This window comes from Clostridium folliculivorans (assembly GCF_024341905.1).
Classification (GTDB): domain Bacteria; phylum Bacillota; class Clostridia; order Clostridiales; family Clostridiaceae; genus Clostridium_AR; species Clostridium_AR folliculivorans.
The window spans coordinates 1,371,445-1,392,775 of the sequence record NZ_BQXY01000001.1 but is presented as its reverse complement, the minus strand read 5'-3'; the positions used below and the strand labels follow the sequence as shown (position 1 = coordinate 1,392,775).

27 protein-coding genes are annotated in these 21,331 nt (G+C 32.8%); 1 reads left to right on the top strand and 26 read right to left on the bottom strand.

Features of this window, described 5'->3' with window-relative positions; translation table 11 throughout:
* Positions 1 to 75: 75 nt before the first annotated feature.
* On the top strand, positions 76 to 651 hold the full coding sequence (locus OCU55_RS06285; RefSeq protein WP_261851451.1) for a TetR/AcrR family transcriptional regulator: 576 nt from the start codon (positions 76 to 78) through the stop codon (positions 649 to 651).
* Between the two features lie 326 nt (positions 652 to 977).
* Here the strand turns inward: OCU55_RS06285 and OCU55_RS06280 are convergent, their stop codons facing one another.
* The 26 genes from OCU55_RS06280 to OCU55_RS06155 all read right to left on the bottom strand — a co-directional run bounded on the left by OCU55_RS06280 (position 978) and on the right by OCU55_RS06155 (position 21,306).
* Positions 978 to 4,724 (bottom strand): 5'-nucleotidase C-terminal domain-containing protein, encoded by a 3,747-nt coding sequence (locus OCU55_RS06280; RefSeq protein WP_261851450.1) that lies wholly within the window; start codon positions 4,722 to 4,724, stop codon positions 978 to 980.
* 357 nt (positions 4,725 to 5,081) lie between these two features.
* Positions 5,082 to 5,390 (bottom strand): MGMT family protein, encoded by a 309-nt coding sequence (locus OCU55_RS06275; protein ID WP_261851449.1) that lies wholly within the window; start codon positions 5,388 to 5,390, stop codon positions 5,082 to 5,084.
* A 135-nt stretch (positions 5,391 to 5,525) separates the two neighbouring features.
* Positions 5,526 to 5,891: a hypothetical protein gene (locus OCU55_RS06270; protein WP_261851448.1), complete on the bottom strand. Its 366-nt coding sequence runs from the start codon at positions 5,889 to 5,891 to the stop codon at positions 5,526 to 5,528.
* Positions 5,892 to 6,361: 470 nt separating this feature from the next.
* Entirely contained in the window at positions 6,362 to 7,075 is a 714-nt protein-coding gene (locus OCU55_RS06265; RefSeq protein WP_261851447.1) for an AEC family transporter, read from the bottom strand.
* The gene (locus OCU55_RS06260; RefSeq protein ID WP_261851446.1) at positions 7,072 to 7,302 is read right to left on the bottom strand and encodes an AEC family transporter; all 231 of its coding nucleotides are present in this window, start codon (positions 7,300 to 7,302) and stop codon (positions 7,072 to 7,074) included. The genes OCU55_RS06265 and OCU55_RS06260 overlap by 4 nt, the downstream gene beginning before the upstream one ends.
* On the bottom strand, positions 7,289 to 7,714 hold the full coding sequence (locus tag OCU55_RS06255; RefSeq protein WP_261851445.1) for a DJ-1/PfpI family protein: 426 nt from the start codon (positions 7,712 to 7,714) through the stop codon (positions 7,289 to 7,291). Before OCU55_RS06255 ends, OCU55_RS06260 begins: the two co-directional genes overlap by 14 nt.
* Complete coding sequence (locus OCU55_RS06250) at positions 7,707 to 8,015, bottom strand: NIPSNAP family protein (RefSeq protein ID WP_261851444.1); 309 nt, start codon at positions 8,013 to 8,015, stop codon at positions 7,707 to 7,709. Before OCU55_RS06250 ends, OCU55_RS06255 begins: the two co-directional genes overlap by 8 nt.
* A 2-nt stretch (positions 8,016 to 8,017) precedes the next feature.
* Positions 8,018 to 8,677, bottom strand: coding sequence for a YczE/YyaS/YitT family protein (locus OCU55_RS06245; RefSeq protein ID WP_261851443.1), 660 nt, complete (start codon positions 8,675 to 8,677; stop codon positions 8,018 to 8,020).
* Complete coding sequence (locus OCU55_RS06240) at positions 8,677 to 9,243, bottom strand: DJ-1 family glyoxalase III (RefSeq protein WP_261851442.1); 567 nt, start codon at positions 9,241 to 9,243, stop codon at positions 8,677 to 8,679. The genes OCU55_RS06245 and OCU55_RS06240 overlap by 1 nt, the downstream gene beginning before the upstream one ends.
* A gap of 154 nt (positions 9,244 to 9,397) precedes the next feature.
* Positions 9,398 to 10,180, bottom strand: a complete 783-nt coding sequence (locus OCU55_RS06235) for a MurR/RpiR family transcriptional regulator (protein WP_261851441.1) — start codon at positions 10,178 to 10,180, stop codon at positions 9,398 to 9,400.
* A 251-nt stretch (positions 10,181 to 10,431) separates the two neighbouring features.
* Positions 10,432 to 10,965 carry an HD domain-containing protein gene (locus OCU55_RS06230; RefSeq protein WP_261851440.1) on the bottom strand — a complete coding sequence of 178 codons (534 nt, stop codon included), beginning with the start codon at positions 10,963 to 10,965 and terminating at the stop codon, positions 10,432 to 10,434.
* 397 nt (positions 10,966 to 11,362) lie between these two features.
* Entirely contained in the window at positions 11,363 to 12,133 is a 771-nt protein-coding gene (locus OCU55_RS06225; protein WP_261851439.1) for a class I SAM-dependent methyltransferase, read from the bottom strand.
* Between the two features lie 63 nt (positions 12,134 to 12,196).
* Positions 12,197 to 12,718, bottom strand: a complete 522-nt coding sequence (locus tag OCU55_RS06220) for an NUDIX hydrolase (RefSeq protein WP_261851438.1) — start codon at positions 12,716 to 12,718, stop codon at positions 12,197 to 12,199.
* A gap of 79 nt (positions 12,719 to 12,797) precedes the next feature.
* Positions 12,798 to 13,049, bottom strand: coding sequence for a DUF3781 domain-containing protein (locus tag OCU55_RS06215; protein ID WP_261851437.1), 252 nt, complete (start codon positions 13,047 to 13,049; stop codon positions 12,798 to 12,800).
* A 76-nt stretch (positions 13,050 to 13,125) separates the two neighbouring features.
* On the bottom strand, positions 13,126 to 14,232 hold the full coding sequence (locus tag OCU55_RS06210) for a glycoside hydrolase family 113 (RefSeq protein WP_427847037.1): 1,107 nt from the start codon (positions 14,230 to 14,232) through the stop codon (positions 13,126 to 13,128).
* A 642-nt stretch (positions 14,233 to 14,874) separates the two neighbouring features.
* A complete protein-coding gene (locus tag OCU55_RS06205; RefSeq protein WP_261851436.1) occupies positions 14,875 to 15,591 on the bottom strand; it encodes a YwqG family protein in 717 nt (238 codons plus the stop codon).
* 123 nt (positions 15,592 to 15,714) lie between these two features.
* Positions 15,715 to 16,200: an HAD family hydrolase gene (locus tag OCU55_RS06200; protein ID WP_261851435.1), complete on the bottom strand. Its 486-nt coding sequence runs from the start codon at positions 16,198 to 16,200 to the stop codon at positions 15,715 to 15,717.
* Positions 16,197 to 16,319 (bottom strand): hypothetical protein, encoded by a 123-nt coding sequence (locus OCU55_RS06195; RefSeq protein ID WP_261851434.1) that lies wholly within the window; start codon positions 16,317 to 16,319, stop codon positions 16,197 to 16,199. The genes OCU55_RS06200 and OCU55_RS06195 overlap by 4 nt, the downstream gene beginning before the upstream one ends.
* 47 nt (positions 16,320 to 16,366) lie before the next feature.
* Positions 16,367 to 16,915, bottom strand: a complete 549-nt coding sequence (locus OCU55_RS06190; RefSeq protein WP_261851433.1) for a P-loop NTPase family protein — start codon at positions 16,913 to 16,915, stop codon at positions 16,367 to 16,369.
* Positions 16,916 to 16,998: 83 nt separating this feature from the next.
* Positions 16,999 to 17,391: a cytidine deaminase family protein gene (locus tag OCU55_RS06185; RefSeq protein WP_261851432.1), complete on the bottom strand. Its 393-nt coding sequence runs from the start codon at positions 17,389 to 17,391 to the stop codon at positions 16,999 to 17,001.
* 53 nt (positions 17,392 to 17,444) lie between these two features.
* Positions 17,445 to 18,350, bottom strand: a complete 906-nt coding sequence (locus tag OCU55_RS06180; protein WP_261851431.1) for a hypothetical protein — start codon at positions 18,348 to 18,350, stop codon at positions 17,445 to 17,447.
* Between the two features lie 56 nt (positions 18,351 to 18,406).
* The gene (locus OCU55_RS06175) at positions 18,407 to 18,925 is read right to left on the bottom strand and encodes a GNAT family N-acetyltransferase (protein WP_261851430.1); all 519 of its coding nucleotides are present in this window, start codon (positions 18,923 to 18,925) and stop codon (positions 18,407 to 18,409) included.
* 117 nt (positions 18,926 to 19,042) lie between these two features.
* On the bottom strand, positions 19,043 to 19,558 hold the full coding sequence (locus OCU55_RS06170; RefSeq protein WP_261851429.1) for a GNAT family N-acetyltransferase: 516 nt from the start codon (positions 19,556 to 19,558) through the stop codon (positions 19,043 to 19,045).
* Between the two features lie 106 nt (positions 19,559 to 19,664).
* A complete protein-coding gene (locus tag OCU55_RS06165) occupies positions 19,665 to 20,189 on the bottom strand; it encodes a GNAT family N-acetyltransferase (protein ID WP_261851428.1) in 525 nt (174 codons plus the stop codon).
* A gap of 17 nt (positions 20,190 to 20,206) precedes the next feature.
* Positions 20,207 to 20,650, bottom strand: coding sequence for an NUDIX hydrolase (locus tag OCU55_RS06160; protein WP_261851427.1), 444 nt, complete (start codon positions 20,648 to 20,650; stop codon positions 20,207 to 20,209).
* Between the two features lie 119 nt (positions 20,651 to 20,769).
* Positions 20,770 to 21,306, bottom strand: coding sequence for a GNAT family N-acetyltransferase (locus OCU55_RS06155; RefSeq protein ID WP_261851426.1), 537 nt, complete (start codon positions 21,304 to 21,306; stop codon positions 20,770 to 20,772).
* Positions 21,307 to 21,331: the final 25 nt, after the last annotated feature.

Sequence of the window (21,331 nt, the reverse complement as noted above, 5' to 3'; positions counted from 1 at the left end):
TTCATCTAACACAATGTTGTCTTGCTATACTTCTTGTGTTAAAATGGGTAAAAAAGTAAGAATAGGAGCTTCACCATGAAGAAAAAAACAGGGCAAACGGAAATGACTCAGAGAAATTTTCAAGATGCCTTTTGGTTATTATATGAAAAAAATAGTATTGATAAAATTACAGTAAAAGATATCTGCAGTTTGGCGGGATATGATCGCAGTACTTTTTACCGATATTATGCGGATGTCTATGATATACTGCACGAACTTGAAAATCAAATTTTGGATGAAGTGGACGAATTCGTGGTACACCTTGTGGAGCAAGCCAATAACTTTGATGCGTCACAGGCCCTTCAAGCAATTTTGGGGACTTTTGCCCGTCTAAATAAATACATCATCGTGCTATTAGGCCCACACGGTGACACAGAATTCATACGCAAGATTGTAGAAAACCTTAAACCTATTTGGATAAAATACTTTTTTAGAACCAATCAGTATACTGCCGCTGAGGTTGATTTTCTCATGGAATATTACATTTCTGGCTTAATTTCAATGTACCAGAAATGGTTTTGTGATAATAATGGTGTTTCCATTGAGCGAATCATTCAGCTGAGCTACCAAACACTCCCTGATGCCACTATTTTTGAAAACTTTTATAAATAATTACGGCAATAAAGAATTCAATCTTTATTTCTCATCTGTAGAATTCCAAAGTTTTATGTAAATATCCTTAGTTCTGGGTATTATTTATATACCATAAAGCAAAATTCCCTCAAACTTATTTGGTCTGAGGGAACATAAAGCACACTTCAATATTTACTTAAAAATCTTCAAAGCCTTTGATATAAGACTCTTCTTTTTTAAATCCTCTAAAAAGCACTACAAATTTAATTAATTTATAACGCTAAACCTTTAAAATCCACCTATACACACAAAAAAAACACAGCACATCAATCTCCCATCAATGTGCTGCAGTTCTTCTTTAATTCTTAAGCTGCTTCATCTTCTCTTTTCTTTCTCTTACTAACCACAAACATTGCAGCTCCTAGTACTACTACAACTCCGCCAACTCCTAAAAGTACATTTGAATCTATTGTTGATCCTGTCTTAGGAAGATTTGATATTGAAGTTCCGGATGTTGGTGCTGTTGTGCCGCTTCCTGTGTTTGTATTTCCGTTAGAGTTATTTCCATTATTTGAGCCACCGTTGTTTGCAGGTGCTATTCCAGCTACTAGTGGCTTTGCATCAGTTACAACTAAATGTTTTGAGCCTAATGCTTCTAGGGCACTTGCTAGGCTGTCTCTTATTGGAATTCCTGTGTCATAAACGTTTTGTGCTCCTGTGAAGTCGTATTGATCTCCGCCTGTTGCCATGAAATCATTTGTAACTACAGAGTAGGATTTGTTCATGTCTACTGGAGTTCCGTCTTCTAAGAACATTGCAGTTATTCTGCTTCCTGCTTTTGCGTCTTTGTCGTAGTATACTTTTATTCCTGATACTTGAACCCAGCCTACACTAGTGTTCATTATACCATTTTCAATTACTCTCTTTAGATCTGATCCTTTTAGGTTCATCTTAACTAGAGTGTTGTCAAATGGCATTACTTCGTATAGATTACCCATTGTTATCTTTCCTGCTGCTATAGAAGTTCTTAGGCCTCCACCGTTTGTTATACCTATTTGAACTCCTACTGCTTTTCTCATAACATCAGTTACCCATTGACCAAGTAAAGAAGTTCCTTCTGCGTATCTATCATGGGTTAATTCTGTATCTGTATAGCCTTCTACCTTTTCAAGCTTTGGTTGAAGCTCTGTATAATACTTATTGTAAGTAGCTTGTGCAGTGGTATCTGGAGTTATCTGTGCTTTTCTCTTATATACACTGTCTAGATTTGGTGTTATACTCTTTAGCTTTCCTGTATTCTTATCTATAACTATTGAAAGATCAGCTAAGGATCTTCCTGCATAATAAGCTTGAACTACTGGCTTATTATTTACATAGCCGCTTACTGGATTATGAGTATGTGATGTTATTACAGCATCTAAGCTTTCAACATTGCATAAACCAGTGTCTACAACTTCTCCAGTAATATTTCCCTTTGCATCTTGTGCAGCTCCTATATGAGTAAGAGCAATAACAACATCTGCTTTTCCTTCTGGAAGGCTTCCGCTCTTTAACTTGTCAGCCCATACTTTTGCTGATGTAGCTGGATCTCTAAATTCAAGTCCTGCTACGATTTCAGGCTTAGTTTTAAATGCAGTTTCTTGTGTTGTTATTCCTACAAAGCCTATCTTTACTCCATCAACTGTAACCATTTTATATGGTTTTGCCCATGCTACTGGCTCACCAGTCTTTTTATCATAAATGTTTGAAGCTAGGAAATCAAAGTTTCCATCTTTAGCCCAAGGAGCTATCTTATCGATACCCCAATCAAATTCATGGTTACCTACTGCTGAAGCTACAACTCCAAGTTGTTTAAACATTTCAGAAACTGGTGCCCCATAAGTAAGGTTAGACATAGCGCTTCCTTGATAGTTATCTCCTGCTGAAACAACTACTGTGTTTGGATTTACAGCTTTATATTCATTTATAGCAGCTACAAACTTAGACATTCCAAGGTTCTTTCCACTAGCACTTGTATCTTCTGCTAAGTTTCCATGGAAGTCGTTGAAGGAAACTACATCTATAACCTTATCACCATTTGGATTCATAGCCTTATTTACATCATCCATAGTGATTGCTTTACCATTGTATTGTGCAAGAGCTATAGCACCGCTATTTATATATTTAACCGCTAAGCCTCTTTCATAAGTGTTAAAATAGTAACCTGTTAAGCTCCAGTTATTATCACATTCTGGAGTAATTGTTCCGCCTTTAACATTTTGAATATAACTTCCAATAAGATCTCTTATTCTTCCGTCACCAAGACCATTTGTCTTTTCTGATTGACCGATGATTACAGGCAAGCTATCACTTGCTGAGTAAACAGCAGCTGGTTTAATACCTGGTTTTGTAAGCTGAGTAGTTGCTCTATAGTTATTTACAGTCATGTACAATACTTCTGAGTCTCCTATTGCAGCACCATCAGCTTTAGTTAAATTAACTATTCTGCTGCCTGGCTCCTTTGATATATCTACTTTATACTTAACTCCATAGAACATATCATAGTTATAACCTGGTATTGCAGCATTAAAAGAAACAGTTAAATCCCCTGGCTTAAAGGTATTATAGTAGTTTGCTGACCATTCCATATACTTTTTAAGCTGTTCACCAGTTATCTTTAATACATATAAAGTATTGTCAAACTGATATATATTTGCTGTATCACATTTCTTTATTTGTCCTTCTGCTATATTCTGAGTATCTTTAAACATAGCTGCTGCAGATACATCTATTTTGTGTCCTGCAATCTTCTCACCGTAATACATTTGAACTTTATTTATTAAATCAATCATAGCTGTTGGCTTAAGCTTAGAATCGCTAATACCCTTGATTTCATCCTTTGGAGCTAAATCTCCACCTTTTAAAGTTCCTATTGGTGTGTTAGCATCATCAATTGCTATCTTATGATAAGATTGAAGTGCTTCAGTTAATTCTGCATCAGGCTGATAATTTACTGCAGTCTTTGTAGCCATGTCATATACTTTAGTAGTTATATCAGTTTCTCTATTTTCAATAACATACTTTTCTTTATCATTTTTTGTAACACTAATATTTATCTGTGAAAGACTCTTATCCCACTTATTAGGTTCTACTATTACAGTTCCTTTTTGTTTAGCTTCAGTGTAAGCTTCCATATTTGAATTCTTTGTGCTTCCATCTTGTAATGTTGCTGTAACTGTACCATTACTATTTAAAGTATATATTGCGTTGTTGTAATAATAATCTCCTGCTATTCTTGAGTGATAATGTCCAGCTATAAAAGCATCTATTTCAGGACACTGAGAAAGAACATCTATTGCCCCTGATCCTGGCTCATTATATTCTCCTGTCTCTCCCATATGCTCTGCAGCAACTATTACATCAACATTTTGCTTTTTAAGCTCTTCTATTGCTTTTTTTGTTTCATCTATTGGATTTGTAACCTTGTAGCCTTCAAGATTTACAGAATCCCATCTCTTTATGTTTGGAGTTACCATACCTATTATTCCGACCTTAACTCCACTTCTTTCAACTATTGTATAAGGTGCTGCAAGTCTTGAACCATCTTGATTGTAAACATTACCACAAAGTGTTTTTCCTTTGAACTGACTCATAACATTTTTTAATGCTGGAATGCCATAGTTAAATTCATGATTTCCATAGGTTAAAGTATCATAGCCCATAATATTCATAGCGGCTATCATAGGATTGGATTTACCATTTACAAATAAGCTTTCTGAATTGTCCTGTATTGTGTCTCCATTGTCTATAAGAATAGTATTGTTAGGATTTTTGCTTCTAAGCTCCTTCACTGCAGTGTAAACTTGAGCTAAACTACCTGTAGTATCCGCTGCATTTATCGCATAATCATAAGGTAAAAATCTTCCATGACTATCTGATGTGGCAAGAATTTGTAGTGTTAGTTTATCGTTACCTACTGCTAAAAGCTGACTATTTGCATTTGTACTTATAGCTTTTTCACTTTTGTTAGTGGTGTCTGCCATGACATTTATCGGACCAATCATACTAAATGTCATCACTGTAGACAGTGCTAGAGTAATAAATCCCTTAACTTTCCTGATAGAATTTAACATTTTCTCCCCCTACTTTTCCTAGTTTCTGAATATCCAATTAGTGGACATCCTACTCTATTATATTTGGAATATACTTCCAAAATTCATAATAACACATTTTACCACTATTTTCCTTGTACATTATGTTAACTGTTATTAATTATTCTTAATATATTTCTATCAAAATGTTAAGAAAGCGATTACATATTTATTAGTATTATTATTTTGTTACAAGAAAAAAATAATAATACTATATTTTAAAACATTTAAGCGTAGGCACCATTGTAAATCGTATTAAAATAAAAAAAAGCAAGCTAAGTATAGCTTGCTAAAGATTATCTGGAGATAAATTAATGAATAAGAAATATAATAACAGTCCTAACAGTCCCATTGATTTTTCTTCATATCAACATGATTCTCATCTTTAAAGGATACACCTTCTTCTAATAGCAGAAATCGTTGTTCCTGCCACCCTGGTGCTAGTCTTCCAGCATGATTTACTACACGATGACATGGGTATCCACCATAAAGTTCTGCATGGCTAAGGACCTTTCCAACAAGTCGCGCATTTTTGTCTCTACCAATAAGTCTGGCAATTTGTCCATATGTAGCTACTTTCCCTTCCGGGATTTCTTCAACAACTGAAAGTATTTCATAAATTAATTCTTCATTCATAACATTTGTCATATATTCACCTTTTATATGAATCCTTACTTGGATATATTGTTACATTTTTGCACCGCATTTTAATATTAACTCTTCTGTTTTGGTGATATAATGCTAACAAAAAATAACCAGCACGTCAACGAAACACAATGCGAATTATCCTCTTCTACTAATTTCATCAGCTAATAATTCTTTCGAAATATACATTGCTTTTATTATCTTTTTAAGGCGAGTGTGCTGAGCGGTACCCTCTTTAGCCTTTAACTGTGCTTTTTCACATTTGCTGATAACTGAAGCTACTGGGGGTTGTGCTTTTAGCAATTCTTCTTTTGTATATTTGTCAGTTATATCTTCATCTGTTACCAATGCTTTTGATATATAAAGTGCTTTTATTCTATTCTTGAGTAGTGTGTGCTGTGAGGTTCCTTCTGCAAATTTGGGCTGCATCTTTTCACAGTTACTAATAGTTGAAACTACAACTTGTAATGCCTCTTCCAGTTCTTCTCTTGTATACTTTTCCATAAAATTATACCTCCTCAAAGTATCTAGTGTACATTCCTATACACTGAATTTTTATTCATTTTATACATAGACTACATATAATCTATGTGATCTATGATTTATTGCAACTGTGCATAATCCGTTAATTACTTTGTTGCCAATTCATCATAAAAGAACATTGTGTCTTAAATATATATAGATTCTTTTTAACGTAATCAATTGTCAAATTTACTTATTGATACTACTCTCATATTTTCAGAAAACTTGTAACTCTTCCTTTTACTTATAAAGATGTACCAGTTCGAATCGAAACCTATTTTTAAAACTCTCACGGGTTTTGGTGAGAGAATTTAAAAATAATAAGTTTTATTACGAAGTGGTACATCTATAATTATAAATAAAAAATTAGAAAATAAAAACATAAACCTTAAATAATAAAACCTCCCGATTTCAAAAGTAGCCACTTAGGAGGATTTCATTTTAATTTCCAATTAAACTTTACTCAACAATATTATATATATAGGTAAAAAAAGTAGGGTGGCAATGGTGGTCATTGTTGTAACTATAGCAGCATATTTATGGTCTCCTCCGCCAGCTTCAGCAAGTACTGAGGTTACAGACATGGCCGGCATTGCAGATTGAATGATAAATACTTTTTTCATTAACACTGGCATTACTACAGAAGAGCATAAAAAAAATACCAGCAGCGGAGAAATTACAAATCGTCCAATCACTATAAGTGACATTGACTTGTCCCATTTCATTTCCTTAAAATCAATATTGTATATAGTGATACCAATATACAACATTGATAACGGCGTCAGCATATTCCCCATATACTTAAAGGTATCCATAAGAAATTTTGGTAAGTTGGCTTCAAGAAAAATCAATATAACAGCAATAATAAATGTACATAAAGGCGGAGAAACCATCTTTTTAAGGTTTTCTTTTGAAAAAATATTACCTTTTCTTCCACCATCTCTGCTTATTCCATAAGCTCCTATAGTCCAGAACAAGCTCATATTAGCTATAAAGTAAATGAATACAAAGGGAATACTACTGTCTCCAAAAAGTGCCACATTAACAGGCAACCCAACAAAAAGAGTATTGGAAATTGATATGGTAGCTGCAAATATTCCTCTTCTGTTTGAAGGAAGTTTAATAGCTTTGGCTATTAATGTACCTAATACATAGCATATAATCATTGAGTGTAAGGTATTAATACTCCCCCGGCTAAACAAATAAGTTTTGACCTATCATAGGTGGCCATTAAATTTGAAATCATATAGCCAGGTACTGCTATATTGACTACAATTTTAGAAAAGAGCTTTGCTGTTCCATCATTAAACCACCCTATGCGGCTAAAAAAGTAACCTACTGATATCATTAACAGAATGCATAATACACTTTGCATGGAATTAATTAGACTCATTTTCACTCATCCTCTCATTAGTACCTTTATTTTCCTCTAGCCAAATTATAAGCATCCGTTCTCTTAACTCTGTGGTATCTTTTCTTAATATTTCAGCAATTTTATAGGCAAAGGGATATGGGGTTGCAAGCCCCCTGCTGGTAATAATATTATTGTCTATCACAACATTGTTTTCTACAAAATGGCAGCCCAATAATTTTGTCTCGTATCCAGAATAAGCTGTAATAATCCTGCCATCAATAATGCCTGCTTTTGCTAAAACTGTAGGGGCGGCACAGATTGCTACAATAAATTTATTTTGTTTATTAAAATATTTTACTAAATCTATTACTCTTTCATCTGCGGCTAGATTTGCAGCTCCAGGTAACCCTCCAGGTAAAATCAACATATCATTCTTCCCTTTTCTATTCAAAAACCGGACGCATGAAGCTTCTTTCATAACTGATAAGACATCTTGTTTCCCTTGCATATGCTAGATTTGCCTGACTTTCCTCATCTGTACGAAGTTTGTTACGATATTCTTCATATATACCTAAACTTGGAAAAGTAAATAATGAATATGCTATATTATTGCTGCCGCCTTCATATGGCATGAAAAATCCATGATGTTCTCCTCCCATACGCTTGATGATGGACATCCATCTTTTAGCATAAATTTCAAACTCATTTAGCTTGTATGGGTCAATTGCAAATTTCATATAACAAGTAACCATTATTATCCCTCCACTACTTTCTTTTTCATTGATTTCATAAAAATATTTGTTAAGTTTCCAAATAAAAACGTATAAACAATTGTTCCTTCACGAACAGAGATATTAGGTATTTTATATATAGATATTATACAAAGTGAAATAATTACAAAAGCTACATCTACATAGACCCTTACTGTTCCAAAGGGTTTATTTAATTTTGTTGAAATTGCCTTACAAAAGCCTTCAAAAGGTAAAAAGGTCAAATTTGCTACCATCATTAAGCTTACTCCATAAGCCATGCACACTATACCAGACAACAATACAACAACTTTTAATCCATAATTGCCAATAGTGATATTCGCAATAAAAGGTATGTTGTATAAATAAATATTTAAGACACTGCTGAAAAATGTTGTAGCAACTAACTGTACTGCTTGTATAGGTTTAAATTCCTTCTTTAATAAAATAATCTGTCCAACAAAGCATATGTAGTTAATAATCCCCACAACTGTACCAGTTTTCATTTTTGTAATTAATGAGATATTATAACTGATTCCAGATACTGTACTTTGTCCTAAGCTAGCTTTTATGAGCAGCGCCATACCAAAGGAGGAAATTAGTATTCCAAAAACCAGCATCAAAACTCTCTTAATTAAGCCATTTTCCCCCATCATCTTATCCATTAAAAACCGCGCTCTCTTACCATGTTGTAAAGCATACCTTGTTTTAAAACGTTACTGTCTCCCCCTAATGCATCTACTAATGCATAAGCAAAAGGTAATGTGGTGGCAGGTCCTCTGCTGGTGATTAAATGATCATCTATTGCAACAATATCTTCTACATAATTTGCTTCTTTTAAAAGAGTAGTATATTTTTCTCCTACATATGAGGTAATAGTTCGTCCCTTAATAATTCCTGCTCTTTCAAGAACCATTGGTGCCGCACATATAGCTGCAACAAATTTTTCCGGAGCTTTGTCAAAATATCTAACCAGTTCGATTACCCTTTCATCATCTCTTAAATTTGCTGCACCAGGCATTCCACCAGGTAAAACTATCATGTCATACTCTTTAATTTCATCACTGATGATTTTATCAGCTTTTACAACTATATCATGAGACCCTTTTACCATTTCTCCAACAATGCTTACAGAATCACATTGAAAACCTGCTCTTCTTAAAATATCAACTACAAATAGAGATTCTCCTTCTTCAAATCCTTCAGCTAAAAATACTGCAATTTTTTTCATTTTGATCTTCCTTTCTTTTATTTGTTTTGTTTATACCTTGATTATACTTACTTCAGTTTCTCCACCCTATAGATTTCCCAATTTAGGAAATTCAATTTTTATTGATTTAAATAAAAAAACAACCAGCTGATATCGGTAATCTGCTGGTTGCCTTTTAAAACTTTTTTTTTGTTAAATAATGTGCATAATTTTGAGCAATTAAACTACTCACTAACTGAAGTTGAAATGGATGGGATGCATAATCTTGCAAGGATTTAAAACGAATCACTTCATCAAAATATTTATTTGACATTGAATTATAATCACTTGTAATAAAATAAACCTTTGGCTTAGTTTGCTGCTTTGGTATTCTGCGCGGGAAAGTATGCTCAAAATAAATACCGGTATAGCTGAAAATAATAATCAAATCTTTATCATTTGCATTTTTTATATACTCAAGCTGCTGCTTAAAAGATACCTTGGTCAAGGCTGCCTTTCCAAGTACTAATAAGTCACTTTGTAAATTCATCGCTGCTGTTTCAGCTTTTAATAGACCAAAGATTCCTATTTTTTCGTAATAATCTATATCTTTTGCTAGTTGATTAAGGACCTCATAATTAAGGGATTCGGAAACCAAATCCAAACTCTCTTTTACTCTTGTAACAAAGTCCAACGAACGTGTATTGATACTTTGATGATTCGAGTACAAATCAAAATGAAAGGATGTTGTGTTAATTAAATCTTTAAGCTCCGTAAAATCACTCAATCCCATTTCTTTGCAAAATCTGCTAATGGAACTATTGGCCACATGACACTTATTTGATAGTTCACTGATGGTACATTGCTTAACTTCTTCTATATGGCTTAAAATATAATTCGCTATTTGACAATTTGTTGATCCATCATTGCTACTGACCAATTCTGATAAGAATACAATTTTTAATTTATCCCAGTACATCGAATCACTTCCACCCCTAACTATAAAAAAATTATATTAACTACACTTTTTCATCTTATTTCTACATATATAGTTATTTTTATATATAGAAATGTAATCTATATTACTAAAAATACTACTTTAATAACTACACTATATTACTCAAACTTTCTACTATAAGTATAGCATCAAATTTCTGTCAACTGAAAATTCTCAATGATTTCATCAACTGTTATTTGATAAATTGGAGTTTGTTGAACTCCACATTATGCTTATAATGTTCGCAAAATACCAAATTCAGTTAGTAAATTCTGAAACCTATATTCTTCATGTTCCATCACAGGAAAAAGAGGATTATATAAACAATGTTGCAAAACATCTGCATCTTTTAATACTTCATCAAATGCAGAATGAGTAGTCTCCTTTGAACTGTGGTTGCGAATAGCTGAGCATATCAAATCTGTTTCTTTATCAGTTGTCAATGACAACTCCTCAAGAATTTGACGTGCCAAAACTGCTCCGTGTTCAGCATGATTTTTAGTATTCATAGCCTTATATGAATGTAAATCATGTAACATACCAACCATGGTTGCCAACTCAACATCTTGATTTCTTTTGAGAGCAATCATTGCACATGCCTGCGAAACTCCATATAGATGGAGGTAACCACATCTTCTTTCTTGAGCGTCTTTCATATTTATCAGAATTTCATCAATATGCTTTCGAAGTTTTTCAATGCGATTATCCATAACTTCAGTACTTCCATTATGTAAATACTTTTGAATTTTTTCAATATGTTTTTCCATATCTTAACTCACCCCTTATATAATAACCTTCAGTTCGCATTTGTTAAACAAACCACTCAAATCACTAATAAATTACTATTTACTAAAGAGACATCACATAAATCTGACAGGGATTCCAAACCAATCTGGCAGGTTAAATAATATCTCTCTTGCTATTTGCTCTTTCTGTTTTCTATCACTAATAATACATACCATAATATTCCTCCGTACAAATTAATATTTGTCTTCAGATATAACCCCTTACTTTCAGTTTATTTTTCTATATATTCACCATGAATAGATACCCTTCCACCATCCGGACACCTTTCATCAAACTGTTTTGACCTGCCATTTCCATAGTCAAGATCTGCACCATTTTGCAAGGCATAAACAAAAAGATAAATGTATGAAATTCATATTACAATTTTCTCGCCTTAATGCAAAAAGAAATCGGCAGCATCTTGGCTTTTTTGGTTTTGTCGCTAACCTCTCCAACTGCCTCTATCGATTCTTTATCAGATTGCTCAACCATTTGTTCAACAACAAATCCTGCTTTTGCTAAAGCGTTGATATATGTTGATATTTTTCGATTACATAATATTATTTCACTTCCATCAACTGGCATGGTAAAGTATGATTCATCAAAATAGCTTTTGTTAAAAATCAAGGTGTCATTTTCTATAATGTCTTTGCGTTGGCTAGTTGACCAAGCCACGCAGTAATTCAAGGTATGATGCCAACTGAATATAAATATGCCATCTTTTTTCAGATATGATGCTATCTTATTGAATACACCTTGTAGATCTGTTGTCCAACCTATTCCGTATATGGAATAAACGAAATCAAAATAACTTGTAGGTATGTCCATATCCGCTTCCATAGGTGAACAAATAAATTTTGCTGTATATCCATGCTCTTTTAAATAAGCATCAGCATTTTCTAATTGTTTGTGGGATATATCTACTCCCCACAATTCAGCTGCATTTCTATCTGCGTGATATTTTAAAGAGTGACCACTGCCACAACATATTTCCAATAGCTTTTTACCCGAAATATCTCCAAACAAATGTAAGTCATCTTCTGTCACAAATTTAACTCCGTATTCAGGAAGTGCTGTAGTGCCAAACCATAAATCTGCATTTGAGTCCCAATATGTTTTGTTGGTTTTTAGTATTTCATCCCTGTCCATATAATGTACTCCTTCCTATGATATTAATTATTTCCATATCTCAAGTGCTTCACAAATTGGAATTCATCGTTGATGAATAATGGTATCAAATATCTTTTCGTGAACACAAAAACGTTCTCTTACCCAATCGACATATTCATCTGTTTTAATGAATTGTTTAAACTCATTATATGGTAGATAACGATAATCAATAGTTTCTTCTTCTTGTAATTGAATTTTTGTTTTTTCTTTATTTATGAATACTACAAAACATTTATAAATTGAAGGAACATTCTTATAAATATAAGAATATACAAAATTCAAGTCGGAATCTCTTACTTCTATTCCTGTTTCTTCCTTTAGTTCTCTGATAGCCCCTTGCTCTGGTGTTTCACCTTTCAATATTGAGCCACTAGTTACTTCCCATTTTAACGCCCATGGCTTATTTTTATGTCTTTGAGTTATTAACACCTCATTATTTTCTGTTACAGCATAGATTTCAACAACAATATGATAAACACCTTCGGCAATAGGTTCATCTCTAAATTGGTCAAATCCTAATTTATTACCCTCTTTATCATAAGCATCCCAAATTTCTCTTGCCATATACACCATCCTTTCAAATTACCATTTACATTACTCAACCTTAAATTGAAGTTTAATTATTTTTGAATTGAAATATAATTTACTTCTTTATCTTATGTGCCGTAATAATTGTATAACTATAAGCATTTACCGTTATTTCACAATCATCTATATCTACATACCAGTTTTTGCCCCTTCTGATTATCAAAGCATCTGGATTTTGAATTTTATTTCTACACCATATAACAACATCATCCACGTCTAAGGAAAGATTTCTCTTAATTCTAACAACTCCTAAATCAGTTGTATGTAGCTTATCTAAGTTTAAAATAAGTTCACTGCTATCATACATTTTTGTCACCCTGTATTAACCTTTCAAATTATAATTTGCAGAACGCCATCCTCGTCACTTTGACCATAGTCTTTTCCTATTTCGAATACCATCCTTTTATGATTTCCATAGTATCATCACTTGGATAGTAGTTATTATCAGATTCCTTACTTCCAATTGCAAAAATTGAAAAACCTAAATTCCATGGCTCGTTTTCAAATACAGTTTTGTAGGCCTGAAAACAATTAGCTTGTTCTTTATCATTCCATTTGTAGGTTAGATATGGATTCCATGGCTCAATTGATGCCTTATCTTTTGGTGGGAAGCCTAATTCACCAAAGAATATTGGTTTATTCCACTTGGTATTAAAGTTTTTAATCTCTTGCTTTACATTTTGTTTTCTATTGTATCTTTGAGTACTTTGGAGAGCACTAACTAGGTTGTCCACAGTATTTTTATCATTTTCAGTAAGTTCAAAGTAAGAAGCAATAGAAATGAAGTCTAGCTTTGAAAACAACTTATTATTAAGTTTCTTGTTATAGGCTGTTTTTAAGTTATCTTCGATCTTTTTTGTTGAAGGATCATTCCAATTAGTCGTTATCCACCAGCTTGTTCTATAAGTAACTAAGCCTTTGTACTGGCTCTTTACAAAATCTATCATTTCACAGAACTGATCTTCATAATTTTCAATTTTGGTGAAGCTCGAACCTATATTAAAGCACTCAACATGGTAAGGCACTGCAATATCGTCAATTAGAGGCTTTAGTACTTTGGTTTTCCAATTGTTAAAGAAAGCATCTATATCCTTAGGATTCCACTCTGTCTCAGTTTTACTACCATTAGATATCCATGGATATGGCTCAAGTATTATATTTATATTTTTACCTTGTAATTTCTTAATAAGTTTTATGGCCTGTTCTTCGCTATTTTTATCAATTGACATATCACTTGATGAAAGGTCGCTTATAGCTATAACAACAGGAATATTTAAGGTATTAAGTCCTAAGGCATCTATATCTTTAAGAACTGTATCAATTTTATAGTTAGTGACTAAGTTACCAGATTTAATTTTTGCTGCAAATTTACTATCTAATTTCTCGTTTTTCATTACATACCATCTATAATCATTAATGCTTATATTATTAGAATTTGTTGGATAACCATAGTAGTAAACAGCATCTAGATCTTTATTCAAAGCTAAAATTTTATAGTTTAATACATTCTCCCCATTGGGATATTTATATTGAACAATGATAGGCTCTTCTGATTTAGCCGGTTGCCTGCTTACATAATTTCCATCCGAATCTAGCACTGCGAATTCCGTTACTTCTGGGTCTTTATTTGCAATATATAACACCGACTCATGACCGTCTTCCGTTTGAATATCACTACCACCTAAGGTTACTACCTTATCTTCTTCATGTGGATAGTAATAGGTTGAAGATTTACTTGTGTAAAGAAATCCAACATGATTAGTTAAAGTAGTTCTGTATAGCTTTTCCTTGGGATTATAATAGATGTGAAGGAATTTATCATCTACCTTTATTTCCTTAAAAAATTTGCCATCGGCCTCTATAAGTTTATTAGCTCTTGAAGCCTGAAGTGGAGTCACTCTTAGCCCTGAGCTCCACAAGCCTAATATTATTAAACCACCTAAAATCGATACTACTGATACTATTAAAATATTTATAGTAAATGGTTTAGGATTGTACTTGTTTTTTAAATACTTAACTAACGCCAATATCAATATAATTATTAGAAGAAATATAATTATTGACAAGACTATGTTTTGCATATGGTATACCTCTTTTTCTCAATATCTTTCTCTATTATTAATTTTGTGGAATTAATAACATTGCCACTCAATAGTCCATTCATCCTCATGACCTTCTTTGGTTCCCCTGCCAAAATACCCAACTCCATTGTCACCCCACATCCAATTTCCTTTCCCAGTAGAATCAATTTGGAAAATATACTCTGGTTTTGCTGGATGTTGGTTGTATGGTGCCCAGTAAATTTCAGACTGAATTAGAGTAGGCCAACCTCCAATCTTAAAACCTGATACATTTTCTAAGTTATCCCAATAATATTCCTCAAGTTCGTCAGTCAATTCTAAAAGATTGTCTTGAAGTGTAATATCGGAAAAATCCTCCCAACAAGGATAGTCTTCATCAATTACAATTCCTCTCATTTGGAATTCCTTTATTGTTGAACTTGTGACTATCTGTTTAAGTGGAACCAAATCCTCAATTTTCTTATATGCTCTAAGACACCAATTAACACCGTTAGTATCATTGTTTGGGTACTCATTTGGACTAATGAAAACAACTAAAAACTCTAAGTCATTAAGTGATTCTGGTACATATGGAAGCTGTGTCAAATTTATCTGACACAATGCATACATAGGCATTCCATTACAAGTAGGCCAATCTTCACCTGGTAAACAAAAATTAACCCTCCCAAACCATGAAGCTAACAAGTCATTATCTGGTCTAAATCCTCCAATTTGCATTAAGGTTGCTTTCTTCTTTATTTTATCCTTTAAAATTTCTATAGAATTCAAATATAACACTCCTTTTATGAAGTTTTTTTCTTTGGAAAAACTGAACTATTTCTTATATTTATACAATCAATAATAACAAACTATATTTCTTTGCTTTCACATTGTCCCCCTGTAAGTTTGAATTTATATATAATTAATAATATCTATAAAATCTGAAATTATAATATCAGGCTTTTTTTCTAATATATCTATATTTCCCAGTCCTCCCCATCCTTGTTTTACCCATATAGTTTTCATTCCTAATTTTATTGCAGGTATAATATCATTATCTAATCTATCGCCAATCATGTAAGCATTAGAAGGAGAACAATTTGCTTTTACTAATGCTATGTCAAAGATTCTTAAATCTGGTTTTGAAACATTTTCTTCTGCTGAAGTTGCTATTACATCAAAAAAATGCCTTATACCAAAATTAGAAAGCCTTTGTTCTGTACCTAATACCTGATTGGCTATTATTCCTAACTTATATTTTCGGTGCAACACATCTAGTATTTCATAGGTACCTTTATATAACTTCTCATACTCACTATGCCACTGCATTTTATTTATTCCAAATTCTTTTAAAGTACATTTATATGCATCTTTATTTTGCTTGGCATAAAAATTCATTCTCTGCAAGAATTCATCTTTAGAAGGGGCTTTTTCCTGCTGTACATTATTCTATAGTTGTCACATTGCTCTTCATCAACAAATGTAGAACCTATATCCATGAATATCCATTCTATCAAAAAATCACTTCCTCATCAAATTACTATTTGTCAGCCTCGTGTTATTCTTATAATACCTGATTTATATATTTAGCTTTTTCATCTCTCCATTGATTTAACAACCTTTTCTTTTCTCGTCTTGTATGAATAACAAATAATGGCTTATCGGGATATTTTTTATGTAAATCCGTTATTACATGTCTACGAGTTTTAGAGAAACTCCATAAACCTTTACAAAAACGTAAAAAAGCCTTATCAAATTTTTCTTCAAGATATTCCGGTGTGTCAGAACGCTTTTTACCGTTTCTTAATAATACACGGGCCAAACACACAAAACGATTTATATCAAGAAATATAACTAAGTCCGCTGCTTTAAATCTTAACTCCATTGTGCTGGTATGATTGCCATCTATTATCCATTTTTCTTTTGATGTAATCTCTATTACTTTCTTTACCCATTCTTCTCTCGCTGGGTTTTCCCAATTAGGACGCCAATACTCAACATCAAGATGAACCAGTGGCAAACCTGTAATAGCAGCCAATTCTTTAGATAAAAAGCTTTTCCCACTACCATTATTACCAACAATCATTATGCGATTGTATATAAACATATCCACTAATATCACTTCCTAAAACTGAGATAATCAGCAATTTAAATTAATAATTATCTTCAGATTATATGTCTATCCTTACCTCGCAGCTATTTATATCTTGGATACTCCGGAAGTAAATCGATTAGTTTGATTGTCTTCCCTTCATTATCAAGTAGCATTTCAATATTCTCTGCATCCTTTCCAAGGTGCATCATAAATTCTCGGCAAGCACCACAAGAAGGTATAACTTTTCCGTCCTTATAAACAGAAACTACTTTATCCACTTCGTTTTCACCGTGAGTGAGCATTGTCGATAAAGCATTTCTCTCTGCGCACATTCCTAATGAACCATTCGTATCAATGCAGATACCAGTATATATATTGCCCTTTTTTGTTAATACAGCTGAAGCAACGCTTCCAACCCACATAGTACTTGAAACTTCATGTGGATTTATAACATTCATAGCTTCTCTATAAAGCTTTTCCCATATTTGTTCCATATTACCCTCCATAAATTCTCACGTTTTACCTATTCTTATTTAAAAATTGTAGTTTAGCCACGGATTTCTTTAATATATCGAACATTTCTTATAATCAAGTCTGATTTCCACCAATTTTTGCTGATGTTCCATTGTTCAGGATAATCTGCCCATGACCATGTGATACCCCATGTACCATCTGATTCTTGAGTATTTAAGATAAACTCGCATTCATAATCGCATATTTCTTTATTCTGCATATAGAAATCACTTGTTTTAGTGCCTATGAATAAGGATGGTTTACATACGTAATCAACTGTCCACTTTGATGTGTCGTATGTTATAACATGTTGGATCTGTTGGTGTAGTAAAGTATTAAATTCCTCTATATCCAAAAGCTCATTCATTGAGCTTTCTTTTATATACTCATACAATTCAACAAAGCAAGAAACAGTGTGCATAGAGTCCATAGGAAAATGTATTTTGAAATAACTGTATGCTTCTTTAGCAAGACTACAAGCCAATTCAAAGAGTTTACTGTTTTTATCTGCAAATTTTAATATAAAACCAATAAAGCATGCTGTAGGATTATATGATGTTTCCTGAGAAATTTCAAAATTCCACCAAGGTGCATGTGGATAATCATTGTTAGTAGCCACTGTATTTGACCATGTATGTCCATCAAAGTCCTTTCCCGAGGACAAGTAATTCAATATTCCTTGTATAATAGGGTGATTTTTATCCTCCAAATTTATCTCTTTAATTATCTTCGTGGCAACCCACGTTTGAACTGGAGATGAATTAGGATTCCAACAATCTGGCTCAAGTGCATTTCCAAAACCTCCATCATCATTTTGATACGCAGTTAATGCTATCAGAATATCTTCCTTGCTTCCGTTTTCAAACAGATACTTCCACCTTGCTATATCAAGCGGCCTAGCATTCTTATAAATAAAATTCCTAGCTTGTTCATAATACATAATCAAACCTCCATTTAATTTTTATGGTAAATTCCTATTTGTCAGTCAGAATAAACTTACTTATATGGATTTAATATTGCATATACATAGGTGTCCCAATATATAGGGCATCCATTCTCATCTTGATGGAAAGAAACATTTTTTCTAAAATGTGCTTCACGTATCATTCCAATCTTCTCCATCAACTTCCATGAAGGTGTGTTTTGAGGAGCACATTCTGCATAAATTCGATGGACTCCTTGATTAAACATATACTCTATCGCTGCTTTACTGGCATCACTTCCATGGCCCTTATGTTGATAGTTTTCATTCAACACGTATCCAAGTTCTCTTGTATTAAAATTTCTCTTTCCCAAATAAATATTTCCAATAACCTTATGTTCTTTTTTTAACTCAATTGCATAAAATTCTTCGCTTTGTGCTCTGAATTCAACTTCTTCTTTCGCTTTTTGGCAAGTGAAATCTGAATATTGCTCAAATTCAGCATTAACTCGTTGCAACATATATTCACATAAATCATTTTCATCACTTAACTTAAAATTACGAATAATTAAATCATTTGTCTCAATTTTCATTGCTATATTCTCCTTTATCAGTAAAACCTGCTATAAAACTTTTCCCATTGCAATTGCTCTTCTTAAATTCTCATGTGTTCTATCTTGATTTTAAAATTGAAATTTGCAGAGCTTATATCATACAATCCTCTTTACAGAAAATAGAAAATGTGGCATATCAACACCTCGGTAATGCTTTACAAACTTATCTATACAAGTCATTCCATTACGTACTGCTACGTTTTGTGATGGTATATTTGTATCTCGAATAATAGAATATACTTCTTTTGCATTTAGCTTATCAAAGGCGTATTCTTTACAGGCAATTGCGGCCTCACTTGCATATCCGTGGTGCCAGTAATCTTTTTGAAAAAGATAACCCACTTCCATTATCTTATCTCTGTTATAATCTTGCATTGTCACCCCACATTGTCCTATCATAGTACCAGTTTCTTTCAGAACAACCGCCCATAGACCAAATCCATATTCTTTATAACGTTCAAATTGTCTGTCAAGCCATCCTTGAATCTCATCAGTACTAAATGCCCCCTCATAAGCATACATTACATCATCATCCTGCATAATTTTACAAAGAGCCGAAAAGTCTGCTTGTGTCATTTCTCTTAAAATTAACCTTTGAGTTTCTAATACCATGCCATTACCTCCTATAAATTGTATTAAAATCTGTCATACAAATTTCTTTTGGTCTACAAATTATACTTTTCTGTTATTTACCATCATACATTTATTTAACTAACTATTATTTTATTGATATCCAATACCTTTGAACTATATTTCCATTGTCCTCAACTATCTCGTTTTCAAGTACACCATTATTTGCAATTATAGTTTTTGATGAACCTATGTTATCTTTATCACAGGTTATTAAAACTTGCTCTATTCCCATATATCTACACTTTTCAAGAGCCAATTTTAACATTTCGGTTGCGTAACCTTTTCTTCTTTCTGTAGGTCTTATTCCATAACCTATATGTCCACCCAGTTTGAGAAGTTGCTCACTTAAGTAATGTCTTATGCTAATTGCACCCAGTAAGCTATTATTCTCATTTACCAAAAAGAAAGTATCTGAAGGTGAGAGGTGAGGTGGACAGGTTTCCCTTTTTCTATATAATTCTAAAGTTTCTAACCAGCTGCTATAGTCCGTCCCTTTTCTTCTAATTACACCTGGATATATATGCCCTTTTTCTTCTTCCCATTCTACCATCATCTCATTGTACGCATCTTTATGTTCCATTGCAGGAGACACTAAATAAACCTTGTCCATATTCAACTCACAACCTTTTAAATTTTCTTATTTAGCCTTTTATTAAGTTCTCCAAGTGCTATTTTATTTCCATCATATTTTAAACATGAAATAGCATCAGAATAGCTCATCCACGTGTATTCTGTATGTTCGTGTGAAAGCTTAAATTGTTTATCTATAACTTCAACTCCATAACAATTTTCTGGTATAACATATACATTTTTCCCCCAATGTATACTGGCTGCAAACTCGTCAGCAGGTATTGAATTAACTGTATCTAACTTAATATAAAGCGAATCCATAGGAATTCCTGCTTCTTCCCATGCTTCTCTTTTAGCAGATTCGATTATGGTTTCTCCATCTTCACCTCCACCGGATATAGCCTGCCAACAATCATAGTCACTACGATGGAATATGGCATATTCTATACCTTCATCATCAATATGATAAGGAAACACTAAAACTTGATACGGTGCTCTCATAAAATCCCCTACTTTTCTATCTTAATCATTAATTTTTGCATTAAATAATTCAACTATTTCTCACTTTAAATATTCTCATAGACAAATTACTATTTATTAATAAAGCTTAAGTTGGAAACTTATCTATACTTACGATAGTAAAAATAACTGTCACTTTCCATGTTAGGCTGCTTATGTCCTATAGGTGTTCTTCTTTCAAATAATTCAAAGCCACACTTTTCAGCAAGTTTACAGGATGCTACATTTGCACAATCAATAGTTAAAATAAGATATTTTATATTTGATACCTTAAAGCACCACTCTACTAATTTATTTACAGCTTCTACTGTATAACCTTTTCTTTGATATTCTTCTGACATAAAGTACGCTACTTCAACTTCATTCAATGTATCTTCAAGTCCCATGCCCACCATACCAATCATCTCATCTGTATCATTTAGTGCTATCACATATCTTTTATTTTCATAAATATCTGTTGAGTCTTTTTTAGCTTGATGCCAATCTATATAATTAAAGTATGATTGTGGTGAATCTTTGCCCTCAGACCAATCAGGCATAAATCTTAAGATATTATTTTGTCTAACAATCCTATAAAGATTTTCAGCATCTTTTCTTTCAAAGGCTCTAATTACTATTCCATTGGTTTCTATTCTCATATCACTCTTATTCTCCTAATTATCC